We start from the raw sequence: 19,770 nt of genomic DNA, 5'->3' as shown, positions 1-19,770 counted from the left end.
GCCCGCTGTGATCACGACGCCGGTGTCACCGACGCCATCGTGATCCCCTGGCTGGCCGCCGGTATCGGATTCGACGGCGAAATCGAGGCGAAGAAGGACGCGCTGCGCAAATTCGCCGAGGAGAACATCCAGAACCCGATCAACTGATCCCCCTGTCGCCGCCGTCCACACCGGCGGCGACAGGTCTGTCGAGAGGACATCCGATGAGCAGCGACGAACATCCCGCCCGGGCGGCGGGTTTGGCCTCCCAGGCCGCGGTCCGGGCCCGAGACAAGGACGCCTGGCTCGCACTGTTCGCCGCCGACGGCATCGTGGAAGACCCGATCGGGCCCTCCGGTTTCGACCCCGAGGGCAAGGGCCATCGCGGGCCGGAGGCCATCGCCGCGTTCTGGGACAAGGCCATCGCCGGCACCGAATCGATCGAGTTCCTGTTCGGTGATTCCTTCGCCTGCGGCGCCGAAATCGCCTTCACCGGCACGATCCGGAGCATCATCGGCGGTCACCGCATCGACGCCGAAGGCGTTTTCACCTACAAGGTGGACGACGCCGGCAAGATCCTGGCGCTGCGCGCGTTCTGGGAAGTGGACCGCGCGATGGCGACCGCCACCAAGATCAGCTGAGTGACCGGGCGGGCCGCCCCTCACGGCCCGCTCGGTCACTCGGCCGCACGACGAACAGGCCCCGCACCCTCGGTAGGTGCGGGGCCTGTTCGTTCGAGGAGACGAAAAGGTATCGGCCCCCGCGCAACCTCATCGGGCAGGAAGCCCGACCGGGCGCGGGGGCCGATCCGGTGCCCACGCCGCCGCCACAACGACGCGACACACCCACAAGGGTTGAGGCCCGCGTCGCGCTTCCGTCCTCGAAGCGCATGTGCCGAAGGCACGAGTCTCGAGGGCGGAAGTGCGATGCCCAGGGGGCCTCAACCCCGCGGCGCCGGAGGCGACGCCGAAATTACCGCCATAGATACAGCTACTTCTTGCCACTCACGGGGCAGGTCTTGTAGTCGACCTCGAATTCCTTGATGCCGTTGAGCCAGCCCGAACGCAGGCGTTTGGGGTCGCCCAGCTTGCTGATATCGGGCATATGGTCGGCGATCGCGTTGAAGATCAGGTCGATCTCCAGCTTGGCCAGGTTGGCGCCGATGCAGTAGTGCGCGCCGGTCCCGCCGAAGGCCACGTGCTGGTTGTCCTCGCGCATGATGTCGAACTTCTCCGGGTTCTCGAAGACGTCCTCGTCGAAGTTCGCCGACCGGTAGAGCATCAGGACCCGCTGGCCCTTCTTGATCTCGACCCCGCCCAGTTCGGTGTCCTCGAGCGCGGTGCGCTGGAAGGTGGTGATCGGGCTGGCCCAGCGGATGATCTCGTCGGCCGCGGTCTTGGGGCGTTCCTTCTTGTAGAGCTCCCACTGGTCCGGGTTCTCCAGGAAGGCGATCATGCCGTGGGTGATGGCGTTGCGGGTGGTCTCGTTACCCGCGACAGCCAGCAGCATCACGAAGAAGCCGAACTCCTCGGACTTGAGCGATTCGCCGTCGATATCGGCTTCGACCAGGGTGGTGACGATATCGTCGGCCGGACACGCCTTGCGGGCCTCGGCCATGGCGTAGGCGTAGCCGAGCAGTTCGGTGGAGGCCTGGACCGGGTCCACATCGATTTCCGGATCGTCGTACCCGGTCATCTCGTTGGACCAGGTGAAAACCTTCATCCGGTCTTCCTGCGGCACGCCGATCAGCTCGGCGATCGCCTGCAGGGGCAGTTCGCAGGCGATCTGGGTGACGAAATCGCCGGAGCCGGTCTCGGCCGCGGCCTTGACGATGGCCTCGGTCCGCTTCGACAGCTCCTCCCGCAGCGAATTGATCGCCCGCGGGGTGAACCCGCGCGAGATGATCTTGCGCATCCGGGTGTGCTCCGGCGGATCCATGTTCAGCAGGATGAAACGCTGCAGGTCGATCTGCTCGCGCTCGATATCGTCGTTGAATCGCGGCAGCGCGGTGTTCTCGTAGGTCGAGAACACATCACTGCGCCGCGAGACCTCCTTGACATCGGCGTGCTTGCTGACGACCCAGAACCCGTCGTCCTTGAACCCGCCGACCTCCGGGGACTTCTCCTGCCACCAGATCGGGGCGCTGCGCCGGAGTTCCGCGAACTCCTCGACCGGAATCCGCTGCACGTACATGTCCGGGTCCGTGACGTCGAACCCGTCCGGCAGGTTCGGCCGGGCATTGCGCGTATCGACCACCAGATGTCTCCTTCGACAAACTGAAACACGTTCTACAATCATTGAAGCACAGGCATGAGAACGAGGAAAGAAACCGGACTGATCCAGGCCTGTTCTATACGCGGAACACGTTACAGTTTTATGTCCGAAACGAAAGGTTCACCATGGGCACACCCGTTATCGTCGAGGCAGCTCGCACCCCCATCGGCAAACGCAACGGATGGTTGTCCGGGCTGCACGCCGCCGAGATCCTGGGCCTCGCCCAGCGCGGCCTGCTCGACCGCGCGCACCTCGATCCCGCGAAGGTCGAACAGATCATCGGCGGCTGCGTCACCCAGGCGGGCGCCCAATCGAACAACATCACCCGCACGGCCTGGCTGGCCGCGGGCCTGCCGTGGCAGGTGGGCGCCACCACCATCGACGCCCAGTGCGGTTCGGCCCAGCAGGCCAACCATCTCGTCGCCGGCCTCATCGCCACCGGCGCCATCGATATCGGGGTGGCATGCGGTGTGGAGGCCATGAGCCAGGTTCCGCTGGGCGCCAATGTGGGCGAGGCGGCCGGGCCACGCCGGCCCGCGGGCTGGGATATCGATATGCCCAACCAGTTCGAGGCGGCCGAGCGAATCGCCAAGCGGCGCGGTATCACCCGCAAGGATGTGGACACCCTCGGCGTGCGGTCCCAGCGGCTGGCCGCCCAGGCCTGGTCCGAAGGGCGTTTCGACCGCGAGGTGCTGACGATCACCGCGCCCGTGGTCGACAAGGAGGGCAATCCGACCGGCGAGAAGCAGGAGGTCAGCCGCGACCAAGGCCTGCGCGAGACCAGCGCGGAGAGTCTGGCGAAGCTGAAGCCGGTGCTGGAGGGCGGGATTCATACCGCCGGCACCTCCTCGCAGATCTCCGACGGCGCGGCGGCGGTGCTGCTGATGGACGAGAAGGCCGCCGAGCGTGAAGGTTTGCGCCCGCGGGCCCGGGTGATCACCCAGTGCCTGGTCGGCGCGGAGCCCGAATTCCACCTGGACGGACCGGTGCAGGCCTGCGGCCGGTTGCTGGAGCGGTCCGGGATGAGCATCAACGATATCGAGTTGTTCGAAATCAACGAGGCATTCGCCTCGGTCGCGCTGTCCTGGGCCCAGGTCCATCAACCGGATTTCGACCGGGTGAATGTGAACGGCGGCGCGATCGCGCTGGGTCATCCAGTGGGCTCGACGGGTTCACGGCTGATCACTACCGCATTGCACGAACTGGAGCGTTCCGACCGGAGCATCGCAATGGTTCTCATGTGCGCCGGTGGCGCACTGGCGACAGGAACCATCATCGAACGGCTGTAGTCCCGCCGACGAATTACCCGATACGGCACGGGTGATCGGGCCGGGGCCCGTAGTGTAAGTACACGCGAGCCCCGGCCGCGCCGCAAATTCCCACCGTAGGTTGAACGTTCATCCCCCACTTTCCGCCCGACGTGTCGTACGCCACAAAAGGCGTAGAAGTCCCGTTGAGAGGGGTAACAGCTACCCGGAGGCTACTCGAGAGACTTCCGGGAAGACCCCCGCGACGGGCGGCTACCTGGTGGTATCTGTAGTCCGCAACATCCGTGCGGGCAACCCGCAAACGCGAGACCACGGTCCACTTCTCCGGATACGCGCCTAGAAGCTTCAAGGAAATCCCGAATCAGGCGTAGGTTTTCAGTTACTGAGCCGCTAATATCAATGATAGGTATCCGAGATAACGACTGTTAGTACAGTGAAGGGAATTGGGCGGCTCACAATGGCTGATTTCGCGGCGCGGCTGAACAAGCTGTTCGAAACCGTGCATCCCCCGGGGCGCAAGCCGCACACCAATGCAGAGGTAGCGGCCGCTCTGACGGCATCCGGTCATCCGATCTCCAAACCGTATCTCTCGCAGTTACGGTCCGGGCAGCGTACGAATCCCTCCGACGAGACGGTGGCGGCTCTGGCGAAGTTCTTCAAGGTCAAGCCCGACTACTTCTTCAACGACATCTACGCCGCGAAGATCGATCACGATCTCGAGCTCCTCTCGCAGCTACAGGGTTACGGTCTTCGCCGGCTGTCCAGCCGGGCGTTCGACCTCTCCGAGGAGTCGCAGAACCTCCTCACCTCAATGGCGGAGAAACTGCGTGCGAGCGAAGGTCTCCCCGAAATTCCTCCGGACGGGACCGAATAGGACCGGAAGTCGTCGACGCGGTGCGATCCGAGCAGGGTCGCACCGCGTTGTCGTGTGGGGATAACCGTATCGTTCTCTACGTCCGGAGCGGCGGTACGAATTCGTCCGGCCGATGTATCCCCGGACCTGAACTTCTACGGTCGAGACGATTCCGTACCGACCACTTGGCATGATTTCCGCACCGACCCGGAGCGCAATCACAGTGACGTAACGGACATACCGCACACCCCCGGCAACTAGCGAATCGATACCTCTACGGGGTTCGCGGGCTCCGGCTCGGCATCGAAGGCCCGCGCGATCGCCTGCACCCAGCCGCGCGGACTCATCCCCTCGGGCGGCGCTATCCAGCGCGCGTCGACCATGGCCGGGCCCAGCGGATTGCGGGCCCACCGCGCCACCCGTCCGGCGCGCGCGGAGACCGACGCCGGAGGTTCACCGGCAGTGGCGATCTCGACCCCACCCCCGGACTGCAGGTAGAGCGCGTCCATGATCTGCGCGACCCGGTCCGAGGCCTTGAGCTGTGTCGCGGTCCCGGTTTCCTCCTGCACGACCTCCGGGAACCGTTTCACCAGCACCCGATGCAGCACCCGGACCCGGCGCAACAGCAGACGCGCCCGCATCCACATCTCCACCACGATCCACACCGCACCGAACGCGATCAACAGTGCCGCCACCTGCCAGACCGGCCACGCCCAGCCGGCCTGTCCCGCTTCGGCTCCCGCCGCACCGGTCAGGCCGCGCCGAATCTGCGCCGCGGCCAGCACGACCACCGTCGCCGTACCGGTGATGTAGACCGCGATACCCCGCCCGAGCGCGGTCCAGCTCAGATTCCGCAGCCCGGTGACCACGACGAACACCCCGGCGGCCACGATGACCGCCCACCCCGCCGTATAGGTCCAGGCGAGTGTGGCGACCACCGCCAGGGCGCCGGCTCCGTAGATGCCCCAGGCGATCTGGCGGAGGTTCCGGCGCGAGACCACCGGCCACGCGGCCGAGGCGACCACCGAGGTGGCGGTGACGAACAGCAGCCAGGCACCGACCACCACACCCTCGGACAGCAGCCCCGGCGGCAGGCCCGCGGGCAGCAGATTATCGATCGCCAGCCCGACATCGGGTATGGCGGCCGTGCACGCCAGCGCCACCGCGGCGACGGCGATCACAATGGCGACCCGGGCGGTGGTCGCCGGTTTCACCAGTACCCGGCCCACGCGCGCGCCCGCGGCGATCCACACCAGCAGGGCGGTCAACCAGAACGTCATCCCAGAGCCTCATCGAATCGAAGGACCGAGACGCCCGCGCCCCGGCTGTTGAATACGCGCAGGCGGGTCATCAGCATCGCGGCGAAGGTTTCGGCCTCCCATTCGGCCTGATCGTCCTCGCCGTCCTCGAGTGCGGTCTGATGAGCGCGCTGGCTCAACATGTAGGCGATCAACTCATCGCTCACCTCGAGGGTCACCTCGGTGGCGGGGGCGCCCTCGTGGTCGAAGACGATATGCCCGAGTTCGTGGGCGAGCGTATGGTCGCGGCTCGGCAGCGCGCTGGCCAGCACGATGATGTCCTTGGCCGGGTAGTAACGCCGCTGGCCGCACACCCCGGGCCCGAGGTCGGCGTCGGCGATCTCGATCGGACGGCCGCGTTCGGCGGCTACCGCGTGCACCACCTGTTCGAGAGTGGTGGCGTCGGCGTCGGCGGCGACCGCGCATACCGCGTCGACGGCGGCGGCCACCCGGCGATAGGCGCGAGCGGTCTGAGTCCTGCTCTGCGTCATCACGAACCCGTTCCGAAGAATTCGGCCCGCGCGGCATCTACCCGCGCCTGCGCCTGCGCCGCGCTCTGATAGCTCATCACGGCCGAACCCGCGCCGGCGATGGTGAGCGCGACCAGGCCGCCGATCACCGAGAGGACCTTCGGTTCGGGCAGCAGATCCTCCATGTTCGTCGGCCGCACGGTGTGATTCGGCGGCGCGGCCAGTGCGGGTGCGCCGCCGGGCGCCGCACCGGGCGCTGCGGGCGGCGGGGCCGCGGCGAGACCGGCGCCCACCGCGGCAGCGGCGCCGCTGCCACCCCCGGGCGCCGGTAGTGCGAGCGGCGGACCGGCCGGCGGCGCCGGGACCGGAGGCAACGGCAGGAGAAGGAGCAGTAGCGGGGCCGCCGAACCGACCGCGGCCGACCCCACTGCCGCGGAACCGGTGGCTGCCGAGCCGGCCGCCGCCGACCCCGTCGCTGCCGAACCGAGCGCGGCCGAACCCACCGCGGCGGAACCGGTACCCAGTACCCCGGCGCCGGCCGACCCCACGGCGGCCGAACCGGTACCGAGCACCCCGGCTCCCGCGGAGCCCAGCGCGGCCGAACCGGTCCCCAGCACAGCCGAGCCGGTACCGAGGGCCGCGGAACCGGTGACACCGACGCCGAGACCGGCCGAGCCGACCGCCGCCGACCCGGTGCCCAGCCCGGCGGAACCCGTTCCGGCCAGGGCCGATCCCGTACCGGCGGCGGCGGAACCGGTGAGTCCCAGCGGTGCGAATGCGGCGGAACCCACCGCCGCCGAGCCGGTGGCGAGGATCGTCCCCAGGGCGGTGCCCGCCAGTCCGGCCGCGCCCGCCGGGCCGGCGACCGGCGCGGGGGAAGGTTCCGGCGCAGCCGGTATCGAGGAGTCTCCGGAACCGCTCGGCACGGGTTCCCCGGCCACCCGGCCCGGGATGCCGAGAGGCTGCCACTGCGCGATATCGCCGCCGTCGGAGCCACTCGTCTCGTTCTCGACGGCGCCCGGGGCCGGGCCGCCGCTGCCGGTGCCCGCACCGCCGGCGGAATCGGCCTGTTCGCCGTGATCCGGGATGGTCAGCGAGCCTGCGCCTTCCGGCGGTTCGGGTGGCGCCGGGACCGCCCCGCCCGCGCTACCGCTGGGTCCCTGCTCCAGGATCGGATCGCGTCCCGGATCGGCATGGGCGTATCCCGTCCCGCCGGCCAGTCCCAGACAACCCGCCGCCCCGGCCACTGCGAGCAATCGCCTGATGCGACCCACGGCCATGCGCCAGCCATCCCCTCGATCGGTATTGCGGATTCCCCCGGTGATGACGGCTTCCGGGCAGAACGAACGAACGGTTGCTCATGGTAAACCAGGCTCGCGACCGGTGCATGACGAAGCGGCGGACCGGTGAAAGCGATACCGGTCCACCGCAGTTCGGGGTGTGGGCCTGCGTGCGAAGACGCCGATCCATAGTGTTGTAGGTCACAGTGACCAGATTGCGGGCCGGATAGCTGACCGGCCGCACGGATCCGCGTCCGCCGCCGGTCCGCGCTCCCGGCACGGCTGTTCCGCACCCGGTCGCCGGCCTCGGCGACCGCGGGCACCGGGCCGGTCGCGGGCGACCCGGTTGGCTCGGGTCAGGCGCCGTAGACGGGTTCCGGGGTCGCGCCCTTGGCGATCAGCTCCGCGACCACCGTGCCGAGCTCGGCCGGCTGCCAGCGGGTGCCGCGGTCGACCGGGACACCGTGGCGCCAGCCCTCGGCCAGCGCCAGCCGCCCGCCCTCGACCTCGAACATGCGGCCGGTGATCCCGGCCGATTCGGAACTACCCAGCCACACCACGATGGGTGAGATGTTCTCCGGCGCCATGGCGTCGAAGCCGTCCTCCGGCTTCGCCATCATGTCGGCGAACACCGTTTCGGTCATCCGGGTGCGAGCCGACGGAGCGATCGCGTTCACGGTGACGCCGTAGCGCGCGAACTCGGCGGAGGCGGTGAGGGTCAAGCCCGCGATACCCGCCTTCGCGGCGCCGTAGTTGCCCTGCCCGACACTGCCCTGCAGCCCGGCGCCGGAACTGGTGTTGATGATCCGGGCGTCGACGGGACGACCGGCCTTCGATTCGGCCCGCCAATAGGCGGCCGCGTGCCGCATGGTGGCGAAATGCCCCTTGAGGTGCACGCGGACCACCGCGTCCCATTCGTCCTCACCGAGGTTCACCAGCATCCGGTCGCGCACGAAACCGGCGTTGTTGACCAGTACGTCCAGACCGCCGAAGGCATCCACGGCCTGCTGGACCAGGTTCTGGGCGCCCTCCCAGCTCGCCACATCGTCACCGTTGGCGACCGCTTCCCCGCCCGCGGCGCGGATCTCGGCGACTACCTGTTCGGCGGGGGTTTCCGCGGTCGATTCACCGCTGAGGCTGGTGCCGATATCGTTGACCACGACCTTCGCCCCCTCGGCGGCGAAGGCCAGCGCGTGCGCCCGGCCGATGCCCCGGCCCGCGCCGGTGATGATCACGGTCCGTCCGGCGCAGATGCCCTCGGTTGCCATATGCGTTCCTATCGTCGATGTCGGTATCTGGGTGATGGTCGAACCGGGCCGGTCGCCGCGCGGACGGCGGCGAGGCACCGGCGGGGCGGGTCCGTCAGGTCGCCGGTGAGCCGGTGGGCTCCGAATGCCCGGCGGTCGCGACCGAGAGGAACGCCGGGGGCTCCCCACCGCCGTGGATCTGCAGCGTCGCACCACTGATATAGGCGGCGAGCGGGGAGAGCAGGAAGGCCACCCCGTTGCCGACATCCTCGGGACGGGCGAGCCGGCCCATCGGGATGGTCTGCCCGACGGCCGCCACCCCCTCCTCGTCGCCGTAGTGCAGGGCACTGAGTTCGGTTTCCACCGCGCCCACCACCAATGAGTTGATCCGGACCCGGGGCGCCCACTCGGCGGCGAGCGAGACGGTGAGGGCGTCGACCCCGGCCTTGGCCGCACCGTAGGCGGCCGTCCCGGGCGAGGGCCGGTGGCCGCTGAGACTGGAGATATTGACGATCGATCCGCCGGACTCCTGGCGGCTGATCACCGCGTGCGCCGCCTGCGCCACATGCAGGGCGGAGAGCAGATTCAGTTCGATGATCTTGGTGTGGAAACGCGGGCTGGCGTCGGCGGCCAGCGCGTAGGGCGCCCCGCCGGCGTTGTTGACGGCGTGGTCGAGCCGGCCGTGCCGGGCGACGATTTCGGCGATCATCGCCTGCACCGCGTCGGCGTCGCGCACATCGCAGGGCAGGAAGTCGATTCCGCGGCCGTCCACCTCCACGGGTTGATCGCCGGGACGGCGGGCGCAGGCCACCACCGTCGCGCCGGCGGCCAGCAGGACCCGGCTGATCCCGGCGCCGACCCCGCGGACTCCGCCGGTTACCAGAACGACGCGATCGGACAGGTCGATTTCGAGTGCCACCGTGTTAACCTACCAAGCAATTGCTTGCTTAGCCAAGATGCTCGAGATGCGAGATGGGATACGCGATGGGGATCAAGCGCCATACGGAATCCGCCGGTATCGCCGTGGTCACGGTCGACTATCCGCCGGTCAACGCCATACCCTCGGACGGCTGGTTCGCCCTCGCCGACGAGATCCGGGCCGCGGGGCGCGACCCGGAAACCCGTGTGGTGGTGTTGCGCGCGGAGGGCCGCGGGTTCAACGCGGGCGTCGATATCAAGGAAATCCAGCGCAAACCCGGCCACCAGGCGTTGATCGACGCCAACCACGGATGCTTCGAGGCGTTCGGCGCGGTCTACGACTGCCAGGTTCCGGTGATCACGGCGGTCCAGGGCTTCTGCCTGGGCGGCGGTATCGGGCTGGTCGGCAACTCCGACATCATCCTCGCCTCCGACGACGCGACCTTCGGCCTGCCCGAGGTCGACCGCGGCGCGCTCGGCGCCGCCACCCACCTGGCGCGCCTGGTCCCCCAGCATCTGATGCGGGCGCTGTTCTTCACCGCGAGCACCGCCACCGCCCAGCAGCTGCACCACTACGGGTCGGTGCTGAAGGTCGTACCGCGTGCGGAACTGGACGCCGCCGCGCTCGAAGTCGCGAAGGATATCGCCGCCAAGGACGGGCGGGTGATCCGTGCCGCCAAACGCGCCCTCAACGGTATCGACGTGCAGGACGTGCACCGCAGCTACCGGTTCGAGCAGGGTTTCACCTTCGAACTGAACCTGTCGGGGGCCTCCGACGAGATCCGCGAACGATTCGACGCCGATCTGGCGGCGCAGAAGGACAAGAACTGACATGGAACGGAAAACCATGCGAGACAAGCGGAAATCGCTGGACGAGATCGTCGGCGAACTGCGCAGCGGAATGACCATCGGCATCGGCGGCTGGGGGTCGCGGCGTAAGCCGATGGCTCTGGTCCGCGCGCTGCTGCGGTCCGATGTCACCGACCTCACCGTGGTCACCTACGGCGGCCCCGATCTCGGCCTGCTGCTCTCGGCGGGCAAGGTCCGCAAGGCCTACTACGGCTTCGTATCCCTGGATTCGGCGCCGTTCTACGATCCCTGGTTCGCCAAGGCCCGCACCTCCGGGCAGATCGTGGCCCGCGAGATGGACGAGGGCATGCTCAAATGCGGCCTCGAGGCGGCCGCCGCGCGGCTGCCGTTCCTGCCGATCCGCGCCGGCCTCGGCTCCGACGTCCCGAACTTCTGGGACGGTGAACTGACCACCGTCACCTCGCCGTATCCGGGCCCGGACGGCCGGGCCGAAACCCTGATCGCCATGCCCGCGCTGAATCTCGACGCCGCCCTGGTGCACCTGAACATCGGCGACGCCCACGGCAATGCCGCCTACCAGGGTGTGGACCCTTATATGGACGACCTCTTCTGCCTGGCGGCCGAGAAGCGCTACCTGTCGGTGGAGCGGATCGTCGAGACCGAGGAGCTGGTGAAAACGGTTCCCCCGCAGTCCCTGATTCTCAACCGCATGATGGTCGACGCGGTGGCCGAGGCCCCCAGCGGGGCACATTTCACCCTCGGCGGCGAGAGCTACGGCCGGGACGAGAAATTCCAGCGCCACTACGTCGAGGCGGCCGGATCGCCGGAGACCTGGCAGACCTTCGTCGACACCTACCTCAGCGGCTCCGAAGCCGACTACCAGGCCGCCGTCGCGCGATTCAAGGAGGAGCAGCGGTGACCAGCACCGAAACCATCACCCGCGCCGAGGTGTGCGCGGTCGCCTGCGCCGAGATCTTCCGCGACGCCGGCGAGATCTTCGCCAGCCCCATGACCCCGATGGCTCAGCTCGGGGCGCGGCTGGCGAAACTCACCTTCGAACCCGACCTGCTGCTCTCCGACGGTGAGGCGTTCTTCCTGGCCGAAACCCCGCCGATCGGCGGTAAGGCGCCCGTGGAGGGCTGGATTCCTTTCCGCCGCGTCTTCGACGTGCTGGCCTCGGGCCGCCGTCATGTGGTGATGGGCGCCAACCAGATCGACCGCTTCGGCAACCAGAACCTCTCCGCGTTCGGCCCGCTCCAGCGGCCGACCCGGCAGATGTTCGGTGTCCGGGGGGCGCCCGGTAACACCATCAACCACCCGACCAGCTACTGGGTCGCGCGGCATGGCAAACGGGTGTTCAGCGAGCAGGTGGATATCGTGGCCGGAATCGGCTACGACAAGGTCGATTCCGACAACCCCGCCTTCCGGTTCCACAATATCCACCGCGTGGTCACCAACCTGGGTGTTTTCGATTTCGGCGGTCCGGACCACACGATGCGGGCGCTGAGCCTGCACCCGGGTGTCACCGCCGACGAGGTCGCCGAGAACACCTCGTTCGAGATCGCCGACCTGGGTACCGCCGGAGCGACCCGCGTGCCCACCGACGAGGAACTGCGGATCATCCGCGAAGTCCTGGATCCCAAGAAGATCCGCGAGAAGGAGGTCCCGCAGTGACTGCCCGGCTGCGGACCCCGCTGACCGAACTGGTCGGCATCGAGCATCCCGTCGTGCAGACGGGAATGGGCTGGGTCGCGGGCCCGAGCCTGGTCTCGGCGACCTCCAACGCCGGCGGTCTCGGCATTCTGGCCTCGGCCACCATGACCTACGACGAGCTGGAAACGGCGATCGCCAAAACCAAGGCGCAGACCGATAAACCGTTCGGCGTGAACATCCGCGCGGATGCCTCCGACGCCGGTGCGCGGATCGATCTGCTGATCCGCGAGAACGTGAAGGTCGCCTCCTTCGCCCTGGCGCCGAAGCAGGACCTCATCGCCAAGCTGAAAGACGCGGGCGTGGTGGTGGTCCCGTCGATCGGCGCGGCCAAGCACGCGGTGAAGGTCGCCTCGTGGGGCGCCGACGCGGTGGTCGTCCAGGGCGGTGAGGGCGGCGGGCACACCGGCCCGGTGGCCACCACCCTGCTGTTGCCGTCGGTCCTGGACGCGGTGGATATCCCGGTGATCGCGGCGGGCGGGTTCTACGACGGCCGCGGCCTTGCCGCCGCCCTCGCCTACGGCGCCGCGGGCGTCGCGATGGGTACCCGCTTCCTGCTCACCCAGGAGAGCAGCGTGCCCGATTCGGTGAAACAGGAGTACCTGCGCCGCCCGCTCGGACAGACCGTGGTCTCCACCAAGGTCGACGGTATGCCGCACCGGGTTCTCAACACCGAACTCGTGCAGAAGCTCGAGAACTCGGGACGTATCCGCGGGCTCACCGCCGCCGTGGGCAACGCGGCCCGGTTCAAGAGTATGACCGGAATGAAATGGTCCACGCTGGTCAAGGACGGGCTGGCCATGCGGAAGGCCAAGGACCTCACCTGGTCGCAGGTCATCATGGCGGCCAATACCCCCATGCTGCTCAAAGCCGGTCTGGTGGAGGGCAATACCGAAGCCGGAGTGCTCGCGGCGGGGCAGGTGAGCGGCATCCTGGAGGATCTGCCGACCTGCCAGGAGTTGATCGACCGGATCGTCGCCGACGCGGTCGCGCGGATCGGCAGTATCGCCGAACTCCCCCGGAGCGCGGAAGCGGCCAACTGACGTAGCTCGTCGAACAACCCCCGCTCCCCGGAAGTCGGAACCGAATCACTCGGTGCCGCTTCCGGGGAGTAGTGCGTCCGGGGCGCTCTCAGCCCCGGGGCCAGGGACGAACCTCGCCCCAGCCCCAGGTGGGTGTGGGTTCGCTGTCGCCCTCCGGAGCGTCCGGTCCCGAGAACAGCAGTGCCATCCGGGTTCCCCATTCCAGGTATCCCACGAACGCCGACCGGAACTCGGCATCGGCGGGCAACCCGACCTTGTCGGCGGTATCGAGCAGCAGCGTCATCCAGCGTCGTCGCTGCTCCTCGGTCAACCCCCGGTCCCGGTGCCGCGTGATCATATGTTGATGGCCGCCGTGGGATTCCGAGTACACCGCCGGCCCACCGAATACCTCACCGAGCCAGGCGGCTACATGTTTCGCGTGGTCGGGGTCCATACCGTCGAACACCGGTGCCAGGACCGGATCCTCGGGGACCCGCTCGTAGAAGGTCGTGAAGAGCTTCTCGAATGCCGCCGCACCGCCCGCCCATTCGTACAGCGAGGGCACCAGTGCGACCGGCTCGTAGTGCCGCATCTCCTCGATATCGGTGATGTAATGCTCGATCTCGGCGAAGAAGGCCCGGAACTCGGCACTCCTACGGAACTTGTCCAGGTGATCGCTCGCCGACGTCCAGGTCAGCCGGAGGATGTAGACCTCGGGCTCGTCGACGCACCGGTCCAGGTCATAGGTCCGGCAATAGGGCGAGGACTGAAGAGATACGGCGGCCCGCCGATAGGCGTCCTCGAAAGCGGCCGGATCGGTGATGCGGTACCGGATGTACTCGGTGATCATCGAAGAATTCGATCACCTCCGGACCCGCGTGTCCAAGGGCGTTGCCTGTGATGATGACCGCCTTCCGGCTCGTCGGCCCGGGACTGCCGCGAGATCGCTGTCGGTACCGCGCATTACGTTGCGATCATGCCCTCGACTCCGCATGAAGTGGTGATCGACATGTTCACGGAGAGACCGGGTCTGGTCGCTCCCCTCCTATCCGCGCTCGGCTGCGAACTACCCGACTACGAGACCGTCAAGCCCCGGTCCGAGAGGGCCGCGGTTGTGGCGCCTACCGAGTACTACGCCGATGCGGTCCTCGTATTCGAGCGCAGCGGTGAATCGGTACTGGCCGTTGTGGTGGAGATTCAGCTACGCCGCGACCCCGACAAGCTGTGGTCCTGGCCGGTATACACAGCGTCATTGCGAGCGCGAATGAGATGTCCGGTGCTACTGCTGATCGTGTGCCCGGACCCCCGCACTGCGAAGTGGGCGGCCCAGCCACTGGATTTCGGGTACGGCAGCCCATCCACCACATTGACCCCATTGGTTTTGGACCCTTCATCGGTCCCGGTGGTCACGGATCCGGGCCTGGCGACCGAGCTGCCCGAGCTCGCCGTGCTGTCCGCAGTAGCCCACCCGCAACATCCCGACCACACCCAGATCTGGCAGGCGCTGGCCACGGGACTTCGAACCCTCGGGGAAGACCCCGCTCTGAGATACCATGACTTCATCCTGACGATGCTGCCGCGCGCTGTTCGTCCTGCTTGGGAGGCATTCATGTCCACTGGTCTGCGTGACTACAACTTCACCAGCGACTTCGCCCGCAGGTACATCGCCGAAGGTCGAGCCGAGGGTCGAGCGGAGGGCGAGGCCGCGTCGATTCTGACCGTCCTCGACGCTCGTGGAATCGACGTCCCGGACCGGGTTCGGGACGCGATCACCTCCTGCGAAGACCTGGACCAACTGCAGAAATGGCTGCGGCGGGCCTTGGAGATCAACCAGGCCGACGAATTGCTCGATTGACCGGCCCCGCGGGGCTCCGGCCGGCGCGATGGGCCGCAGCCCCGGTCACCTCACCCGAACGGGGTCTTCGGTCGTTCCTGTAGCTCGCCGTCGAGGTAGATATCGACCTTTTCGTTGTAGAAGCACGCCAGCCCCGCTACCTTCTGACTCTCCGGCGTGGGAGTCCGATAGATCCACACCAGGTCCGGGTACTCGGTGTCCCCGATCCGGATGTTCCAGTAGTCGGCGTTGCCCTTGTACGGGCAGCTGGTGTGGGAGTCCGACGGGGTCAGCAGGTCCATGCGGATATCGGTGAGCGGGAGGTAGTAGCGGGCGGGGAGGCCGGTTTCGAACAGGATCCGCGGTGTATGCGAATCCGCCACCGTTACGCCGTCGATCTCCACCCTGATATGCCGGGAGCTCGCGAGGATATCGACGCGGGAGTACGGGCTGCGGGGGTGGACGTAGACCGGCTCGTCTTCCTCGAACCATTCGTCCATGGCGTTCCAGTCGAGCCGGACCAGCTCCCGCACCCGCGAGACCGGCGACCGCGGGTAGCGCAGGGCCGCACCGGGCGCGGTGACGCCGTCCACCACGACGTCGTAGCCGGTTCCTTCGCCGAGGCGGCCCGAGGTCCGGGTGGCGCCGGTCGGTTCCAGCTTCGCGCGCAGATCGGCAACCGGGATGTAGTAGGACGGGTAGTAGGGGTTCTCCCACACCAGGGCGGGCCGGAGGGTGTCGGCGACCAGCCGTCCGCCCAGGTAGACCCGCACCCGCTTCGGGCTCGTCTCGACCCGGACCTCGTCTCGCTGCGCTTCGGTCATGGTTACGACGCTACGCCCGGCGACGACCGCTTACCGGAAAAGAGCGGGCCCCGCCTGTTGGCGGGACCCGCGCGCGACCTCTTGTGAAGGTCAGTCTCCGACCGTGACGGCCTGCGCCTCCTCGACACTGTGCGGGGCCGGGTCGTGGTCGTCTATATGGGCGAGCGCGCTACGTCCGGCCAGCAGCACCAGGACGCCGGCGGCGGTGCAGGCCGCACCCACCCAGAACGGGAGCGAGATGCTGTGCTCGCCGAGTTTGCCGGCCAGCCAGGGCGCGAGGGCGCCCCCGGAGAACCGGACGAAGCTGTAGGCCGCCGAGGCGGTCGAACGTTCCACCGGGGCGGAGATCATCACGGCCTCGGTGATGAGGGTGTTGTTCACGCCGAGGAACAGACCGGCCAGGATCACACCGGCGATCAGCACCGGCTTGTGCTCGGCGAACATCGCCATAATGGCGAGATCGGCGGCGAACAGCCCGACCGCCACCGCGATCATCGGCAGGGTGCCGAAGCGGTGCTGCAGTTTCGGGGCGAAGAACACCGAGGCGACGGCCAGCAGGATGCCCCAGCCGCAGAAGATGAACCCGATCGCGTAGGTGCCCATATCCAGGGGGAAGGGAGTGTAGGCGAGCAGGGTGAAGAAGCCGAAGTTGTACAGCAGCGCGGTGATGCTCACGGTCAGCAGGCCACGATGGCGCAACGCCTTGAACGGGGCAGCCAATGAGGTCGGCCGGGCGGCCTTCGGCCCTTCGGGCAGCAAGACGACGATCGCGATGAACGCGACGGCCATCAGGACCGAGACGCCGAAGAACGGGCCCCGCCAGCTGATTCCGCCGAGCACGCCACCCAACAGCGGTCCGGTGGCGATACCGATCCCGAGCGCCGCCTCGTAGAGGATGATGGCGCGGGCGACCCCGCCGCTGGCGGCGCCGACGATGGTGGCCAGCGCGGTCGCGATGAACAGGGCGTTGCCCAGGCCCCAGCCGGCGCGGAATCCGACGATCTGCCCGACCGTGCCCGAACAACCCGCCAGAGCCGCGAAGACGATGATCAATGCCAGGCCGGTCAGCAAGGTCTTCTTCGCGCCGAACCGGCTGGAGACGACACCGGTGACCAGCATGGCGACACCGGTGACGAGCATATAGCTGGTGAACAGCAGCGATACCTGTGCAGGCGAGGCGTTCAGCTGTTCACCGATGGGTTTGAGGATCGGGTCGACCAGGCCGATGCCCATGAACGCGATAACGCTGGCGAAGGCAACGGCCCAGACCGCTTTCGGCTGCCCGGTCGATGTGCTGGTCGGTTCGGCCGTCCTGGTCGTGATGCTCATCGGTGTTTCCTCGGTTGCGGTTGGTCCCCGGCCGATTCCCGGATGGCCGCCAGCAATTCGCGCAGGTCGGCGGCCATACCGGCCAGCCTTTCGGCATCGAAACCCGGAAGCGGGCCGGTCAGCGCATCGCGCATGGCCGCCCGGGAAGCGGCGAGCCGGGCCTGCCCGGCCGGGGTGAGTTCGACGACGACGGCCCGCGAATCGTGCGGATCCCGGCGTCTGGATGCGTATCCCTGTCCGACCAGCCGGGCGATCAGCGCTGTCGCCGTGGGTTGTGAGGTCCGGTCGAGACGGGCGAATTCGCTGACACGCAGCGAACCGTGCTCTTCGAGAACGGCCAGGGCGCGCACTGTGGCGCGCGGAAGGTCGTCGGGGCTGGAGGCGCCCGCCGATCGGGTGAGCCGGCCCGCGGTGACCAGCAGGTCGACGACGATGTCGCCTGTTCGGGTCATCGCGTCCGGCTGCACTCCAATATTATTACATAGGCTAACTATCTATTTCCAGGCCCGTCCGCTGGGATACCCGCCACATGGCGGAGTTGCGCGAGGAAGGTGGACCGGTCGTCACCCCGGACCACGTAGTGGCAGGCCGCGAGCCGCACGATCGCCGCCGCCACGATCTCGGCGTCCGCACCCTCGATCATCGGCCGGATGAGTGCGCGCATATCGGGCATCACCCGGGCCAGCTCTCCCAGGACATGGTCGGGTTCCACATCGACCAGCCGTCCCAGCGAATAGGACTCCTGATGGTCGACCATGTAGCGCAGCGCGGCGTCGAGCCGGGCCGCACCGGTCAGCCCTTCGGTCGCCGCCGCGAAGGCGTCCTGGGTGTTCTGCTGCTCGTAACGGCCGAAGGCGGTGAGCAGTTCCTCTTTCGAGGAGAAGAACCGGTACAGCGTCGGCCGCGACACCTTCGCCTCGGCCGCGACATCGGACAGATTGAGCTTGCTGTGGCCGTGCCGGCTCAGCACCTCGAAGGTCGCGCGCAGGATGCGCGTGCGGGTGGACCCGTTCGAGTTCGCTTCCGGTGGCATTTACATCCTTTACACTTTTTGTAAGTTGTGTAACACTCTATTCAGTGCCGCCCGGTCGGTCCGGCAGCCCTTTTCAGCTGGTGGAGACGCAGATTCGCACTCTGCCATGGAATGGTACGGACAGCTCGATGTGGCACACCCCATCCAGCTCCAGCAGTATCGAGGTGAGTCCGATGACGGACACCTGCGTCCAGGGCGACGAGATCGACTTCGACCCGTTCTCCGACGAATTCTTTCGCGATCCGCACGAAATCTACCGGCGCCTACGCGCGGAAGCGCCGGCCTACTTCAACCCCCGCTACGGCCTATGGGCCCTGTCCCGCTACGCGGACGTGGCCCCCGGGATGAAGAACTTCGAAACCTTCTCCTCGGCCGAGGGCATCACCCTCGATATGGTCCTCGACCCCGAGCACGCCAAACCCGATATCCCGATGATCATCATGATGGACCCGCCGGATCACACCAGGATGCGCAACCTGGTACGCAAGGTGTTCACACCGCGCGCGATCGCCGCGCTGGAACCGATGGTCCGGGACACCGTCGAAACCTTCGTCCGGCAGATCCCGGCGGGCGACTTCGATGTGGTGGCCGATTTCTCCAATCACTTCCCGATCGAGGTGATCAGCTCCATGCTCGGCGTCCCGGCGAAGGACCGGGCGTGGTTGCGCGAACTGCACGCGCTCCCCCTCGAACGCAGTCCCGGGCAGACCGGGATGCGGCCCGAGGCGAAAGAAGCGATGCAGCAGGCCGGGCGGTATTACTTCCAGCTCATCATGGAACGCCGGGCACACCCACGCGACGATATGATCTCCCGCCTCATCGAAGCCGAGGTGGATCGCGGCGACGGGGTCAGCACCAAACTCAGCGACCTCGAAATCGCAGGGTTCATCTCCCTGCTCGGCGGCGCGGGCGCCGAAACCGTGGCCAAGCTGATCGGTATCGCGACCGTGCTGTTCGCCGATCACCCCGACCAGTGGGCGGCCCTGCGCGCCGACCGCTCCAGAATCCCCGGCGCGTTCGAAGAGGTGCTGCGCTACGACGGCCCCGTCCAGTACGACCTGCGCTACACCCTGCGCGATGTCGAGCTACACGACCGAACCATCCCGCGGGGCAGCCACGTGCTGATGCTGCTCGCCTCGGCCACCCGCGACGAGGATGCCTTCCCCGACGCCGGCCGATTCGATATCGACCGCCCACATTCCGGCCACAACCTCGGTTTCGGCTACGGCATCCACAGCTGCCTCGGCGCCGCCCTGGCCCGCCTGGAAGGACGGATCGCCCTCGACGCACTCCTGGACGTAATGCCCGAATTCACCCTCGACCGCGAAGGTTTGCGCCGCGCGACGGTCACCAACGTGGCCGGCTGGGCAAACGTCCCGGTCCGGGTCGGCTAAACCGCGAACCCCCGCGTGCCCCGGGTGTAGGTACGTGCCCACACCCGGTGCTCACCGCCCCGGGCCGCGTCGGCCTCCGAAGCCGGTAACCGTAGGTCCCGCAACGAACCATCAGCACGCCCGGGAAGCACCGCGCAGCAACGAGTTCGGCGAATCCGACAAGGGTTCGGCCCGCGTCTGCTGTCGGCCCTCGAGACTTGTGGCTTCGCCACGTGCGCTTCGAGGGC

Annotated in this window: 20 protein-coding genes; 9 read left to right on the top strand and 11 right to left on the bottom strand. The window is 67.8% G+C overall.

The genetic code is table 11. The features are described from left to right. Positions 1-203: 203 nt before the first annotated feature. Positions 204-620, top strand: coding sequence for a nuclear transport factor 2 family protein (locus ACWDU1_RS12825; protein WP_449998180.1), 417 nt, complete (start codon positions 204-206; stop codon positions 618-620). Between the two features lie 349 nt (positions 621-969). Here the strand turns inward: ACWDU1_RS12825 and ACWDU1_RS12820 are convergent, their stop codons facing one another. Beyond that, positions 970-2,277 (bottom strand): cytochrome P450, encoded by a 1,308-nt coding sequence (locus ACWDU1_RS12820; RefSeq protein ID WP_449998179.1) that lies wholly within the window; start codon positions 2,275-2,277, stop codon positions 970-972. Positions 2,278-2,378: 101 nt separating this feature from the next. Between ACWDU1_RS12820 and ACWDU1_RS12815 the strand changes: the two genes are divergently transcribed. Next, on the top strand, positions 2,379-3,542 hold the full coding sequence (locus ACWDU1_RS12815) for a steroid 3-ketoacyl-CoA thiolase (protein ID WP_449998177.1): 1,164 nt from the start codon (positions 2,379-2,381) through the stop codon (positions 3,540-3,542). A gap of 436 nt (positions 3,543-3,978) precedes the next feature. Beyond that, positions 3,979-4,395 carry a helix-turn-helix domain-containing protein gene (locus ACWDU1_RS12810; RefSeq protein WP_011207048.1) on the top strand — a complete coding sequence of 139 codons (417 nt, stop codon included), beginning with the start codon at positions 3,979-3,981 and terminating at the stop codon, positions 4,393-4,395. A 236-nt stretch (positions 4,396-4,631) separates the two neighbouring features. On the opposite strand, the gene ACWDU1_RS12805 is transcribed toward ACWDU1_RS12810, so the two are convergent. The 5 genes from ACWDU1_RS12805 to ACWDU1_RS12785 form a co-directional block, all read right to left on the bottom strand. Further along, positions 4,632-5,654, bottom strand: a complete 1,023-nt coding sequence (locus tag ACWDU1_RS12805; protein ID WP_449998175.1) for a hypothetical protein — start codon at positions 5,652-5,654, stop codon at positions 4,632-4,634. Next, a complete protein-coding gene (locus ACWDU1_RS12800) occupies positions 5,651-6,163 on the bottom strand; it encodes an ImmA/IrrE family metallo-endopeptidase (RefSeq protein ID WP_449998173.1) in 513 nt (170 codons plus the stop codon). Before ACWDU1_RS12800 ends, ACWDU1_RS12805 begins: the two co-directional genes overlap by 4 nt. Beyond that, positions 6,163-7,398 (bottom strand): hypothetical protein, encoded by a 1,236-nt coding sequence (locus ACWDU1_RS12795; protein ID WP_449998171.1) that lies wholly within the window; start codon positions 7,396-7,398, stop codon positions 6,163-6,165. Before ACWDU1_RS12795 ends, ACWDU1_RS12800 begins: the two co-directional genes overlap by 1 nt. 380 nt (positions 7,399-7,778) lie before the next feature. Continuing rightward, positions 7,779-8,690: an SDR family oxidoreductase gene (locus ACWDU1_RS12790; RefSeq protein ID WP_449998169.1), complete on the bottom strand. Its 912-nt coding sequence runs from the start codon at positions 8,688-8,690 to the stop codon at positions 7,779-7,781. 94 nt (positions 8,691-8,784) lie between these two features. Beyond that, the gene (locus ACWDU1_RS12785; RefSeq protein WP_449998167.1) at positions 8,785-9,588 is read right to left on the bottom strand and encodes an SDR family oxidoreductase; all 804 of its coding nucleotides are present in this window, start codon (positions 9,586-9,588) and stop codon (positions 8,785-8,787) included. A gap of 65 nt (positions 9,589-9,653) precedes the next feature. Between ACWDU1_RS12785 and ACWDU1_RS12780 the strand changes: the two genes are divergently transcribed. From ACWDU1_RS12780 to ACWDU1_RS12765, 4 genes are read left to right on the top strand one after another with little or no spacing between them, the layout of a single operon-like run. After that, entirely contained in the window at positions 9,654-10,418 is a 765-nt protein-coding gene (locus tag ACWDU1_RS12780) for an enoyl-CoA hydratase family protein (protein ID WP_449998165.1), read from the top strand. 16 nt (positions 10,419-10,434) lie between these two features. After that, positions 10,435-11,316: a CoA transferase subunit A gene (locus ACWDU1_RS12775; protein WP_449998182.1), complete on the top strand. Its 882-nt coding sequence runs from the start codon at positions 10,435-10,437 to the stop codon at positions 11,314-11,316. After that, the gene (locus tag ACWDU1_RS12770; RefSeq protein ID WP_449998164.1) at positions 11,313-12,071 is read left to right on the top strand and encodes a CoA-transferase subunit beta; all 759 of its coding nucleotides are present in this window, start codon (positions 11,313-11,315) and stop codon (positions 12,069-12,071) included. Before ACWDU1_RS12775 ends, ACWDU1_RS12770 begins: the two co-directional genes overlap by 4 nt. Further along, positions 12,068-13,150 carry an NAD(P)H-dependent flavin oxidoreductase gene (locus ACWDU1_RS12765; protein WP_449998163.1) on the top strand — a complete coding sequence of 361 codons (1,083 nt, stop codon included), beginning with the start codon at positions 12,068-12,070 and terminating at the stop codon, positions 13,148-13,150. Before ACWDU1_RS12770 ends, ACWDU1_RS12765 begins: the two co-directional genes overlap by 4 nt. A gap of 88 nt (positions 13,151-13,238) precedes the next feature. Here the strand turns inward: ACWDU1_RS12765 and ACWDU1_RS12760 are convergent, their stop codons facing one another. Beyond that, positions 13,239-13,979 carry a globin domain-containing protein gene (locus ACWDU1_RS12760; RefSeq protein ID WP_449998161.1) on the bottom strand — a complete coding sequence of 247 codons (741 nt, stop codon included), beginning with the start codon at positions 13,977-13,979 and terminating at the stop codon, positions 13,239-13,241. Positions 13,980-14,105: 126 nt separating this feature from the next. Between ACWDU1_RS12760 and ACWDU1_RS12755 the strand changes: the two genes are divergently transcribed. After that, on the top strand, positions 14,106-14,984 hold the full coding sequence (locus tag ACWDU1_RS12755) for a hypothetical protein (protein WP_449998160.1): 879 nt from the start codon (positions 14,106-14,108) through the stop codon (positions 14,982-14,984). 50 nt (positions 14,985-15,034) lie between these two features. Here the strand turns inward: ACWDU1_RS12755 and ACWDU1_RS12750 are convergent, their stop codons facing one another. The 4 genes from ACWDU1_RS12750 to ACWDU1_RS12735 all read right to left on the bottom strand — a co-directional run bounded on the left by ACWDU1_RS12750 (position 15,035) and on the right by ACWDU1_RS12735 (position 18,149). Further along, complete coding sequence (locus tag ACWDU1_RS12750) at positions 15,035-15,787, bottom strand: DUF427 domain-containing protein (protein ID WP_449998159.1); 753 nt, start codon at positions 15,785-15,787, stop codon at positions 15,035-15,037. Between the two features lie 90 nt (positions 15,788-15,877). Further along, on the bottom strand, positions 15,878-17,116 hold the full coding sequence (locus ACWDU1_RS12745) for an MFS transporter (RefSeq protein WP_449998157.1): 1,239 nt from the start codon (positions 17,114-17,116) through the stop codon (positions 15,878-15,880). After that, a complete protein-coding gene (locus ACWDU1_RS12740) occupies positions 17,113-17,568 on the bottom strand; it encodes a MarR family winged helix-turn-helix transcriptional regulator (protein ID WP_449998155.1) in 456 nt (151 codons plus the stop codon). The genes ACWDU1_RS12745 and ACWDU1_RS12740 overlap by 4 nt, the downstream gene beginning before the upstream one ends. Before the next feature lie 38 nt (positions 17,569-17,606). After that, positions 17,607-18,149, bottom strand: coding sequence for a TetR/AcrR family transcriptional regulator (locus tag ACWDU1_RS12735; RefSeq protein WP_449998153.1), 543 nt, complete (start codon positions 18,147-18,149; stop codon positions 17,607-17,609). Positions 18,150-18,322: 173 nt separating this feature from the next. Between ACWDU1_RS12735 and ACWDU1_RS12730 the strand changes: the two genes are divergently transcribed. After that, positions 18,323-19,543 carry a cytochrome P450 gene (locus ACWDU1_RS12730; protein WP_449998151.1) on the top strand — a complete coding sequence of 407 codons (1,221 nt, stop codon included), beginning with the start codon at positions 18,323-18,325 and terminating at the stop codon, positions 19,541-19,543. The last annotated feature ends 227 nt before the right edge of the window (positions 19,544-19,770 follow it).

The organism is Nocardia sp. NPDC003345 (assembly GCF_053589395.1).
Note: the sequence above shows the minus strand (reverse complement) of the source record. Positions and strands in the feature narration are given on the sequence as shown.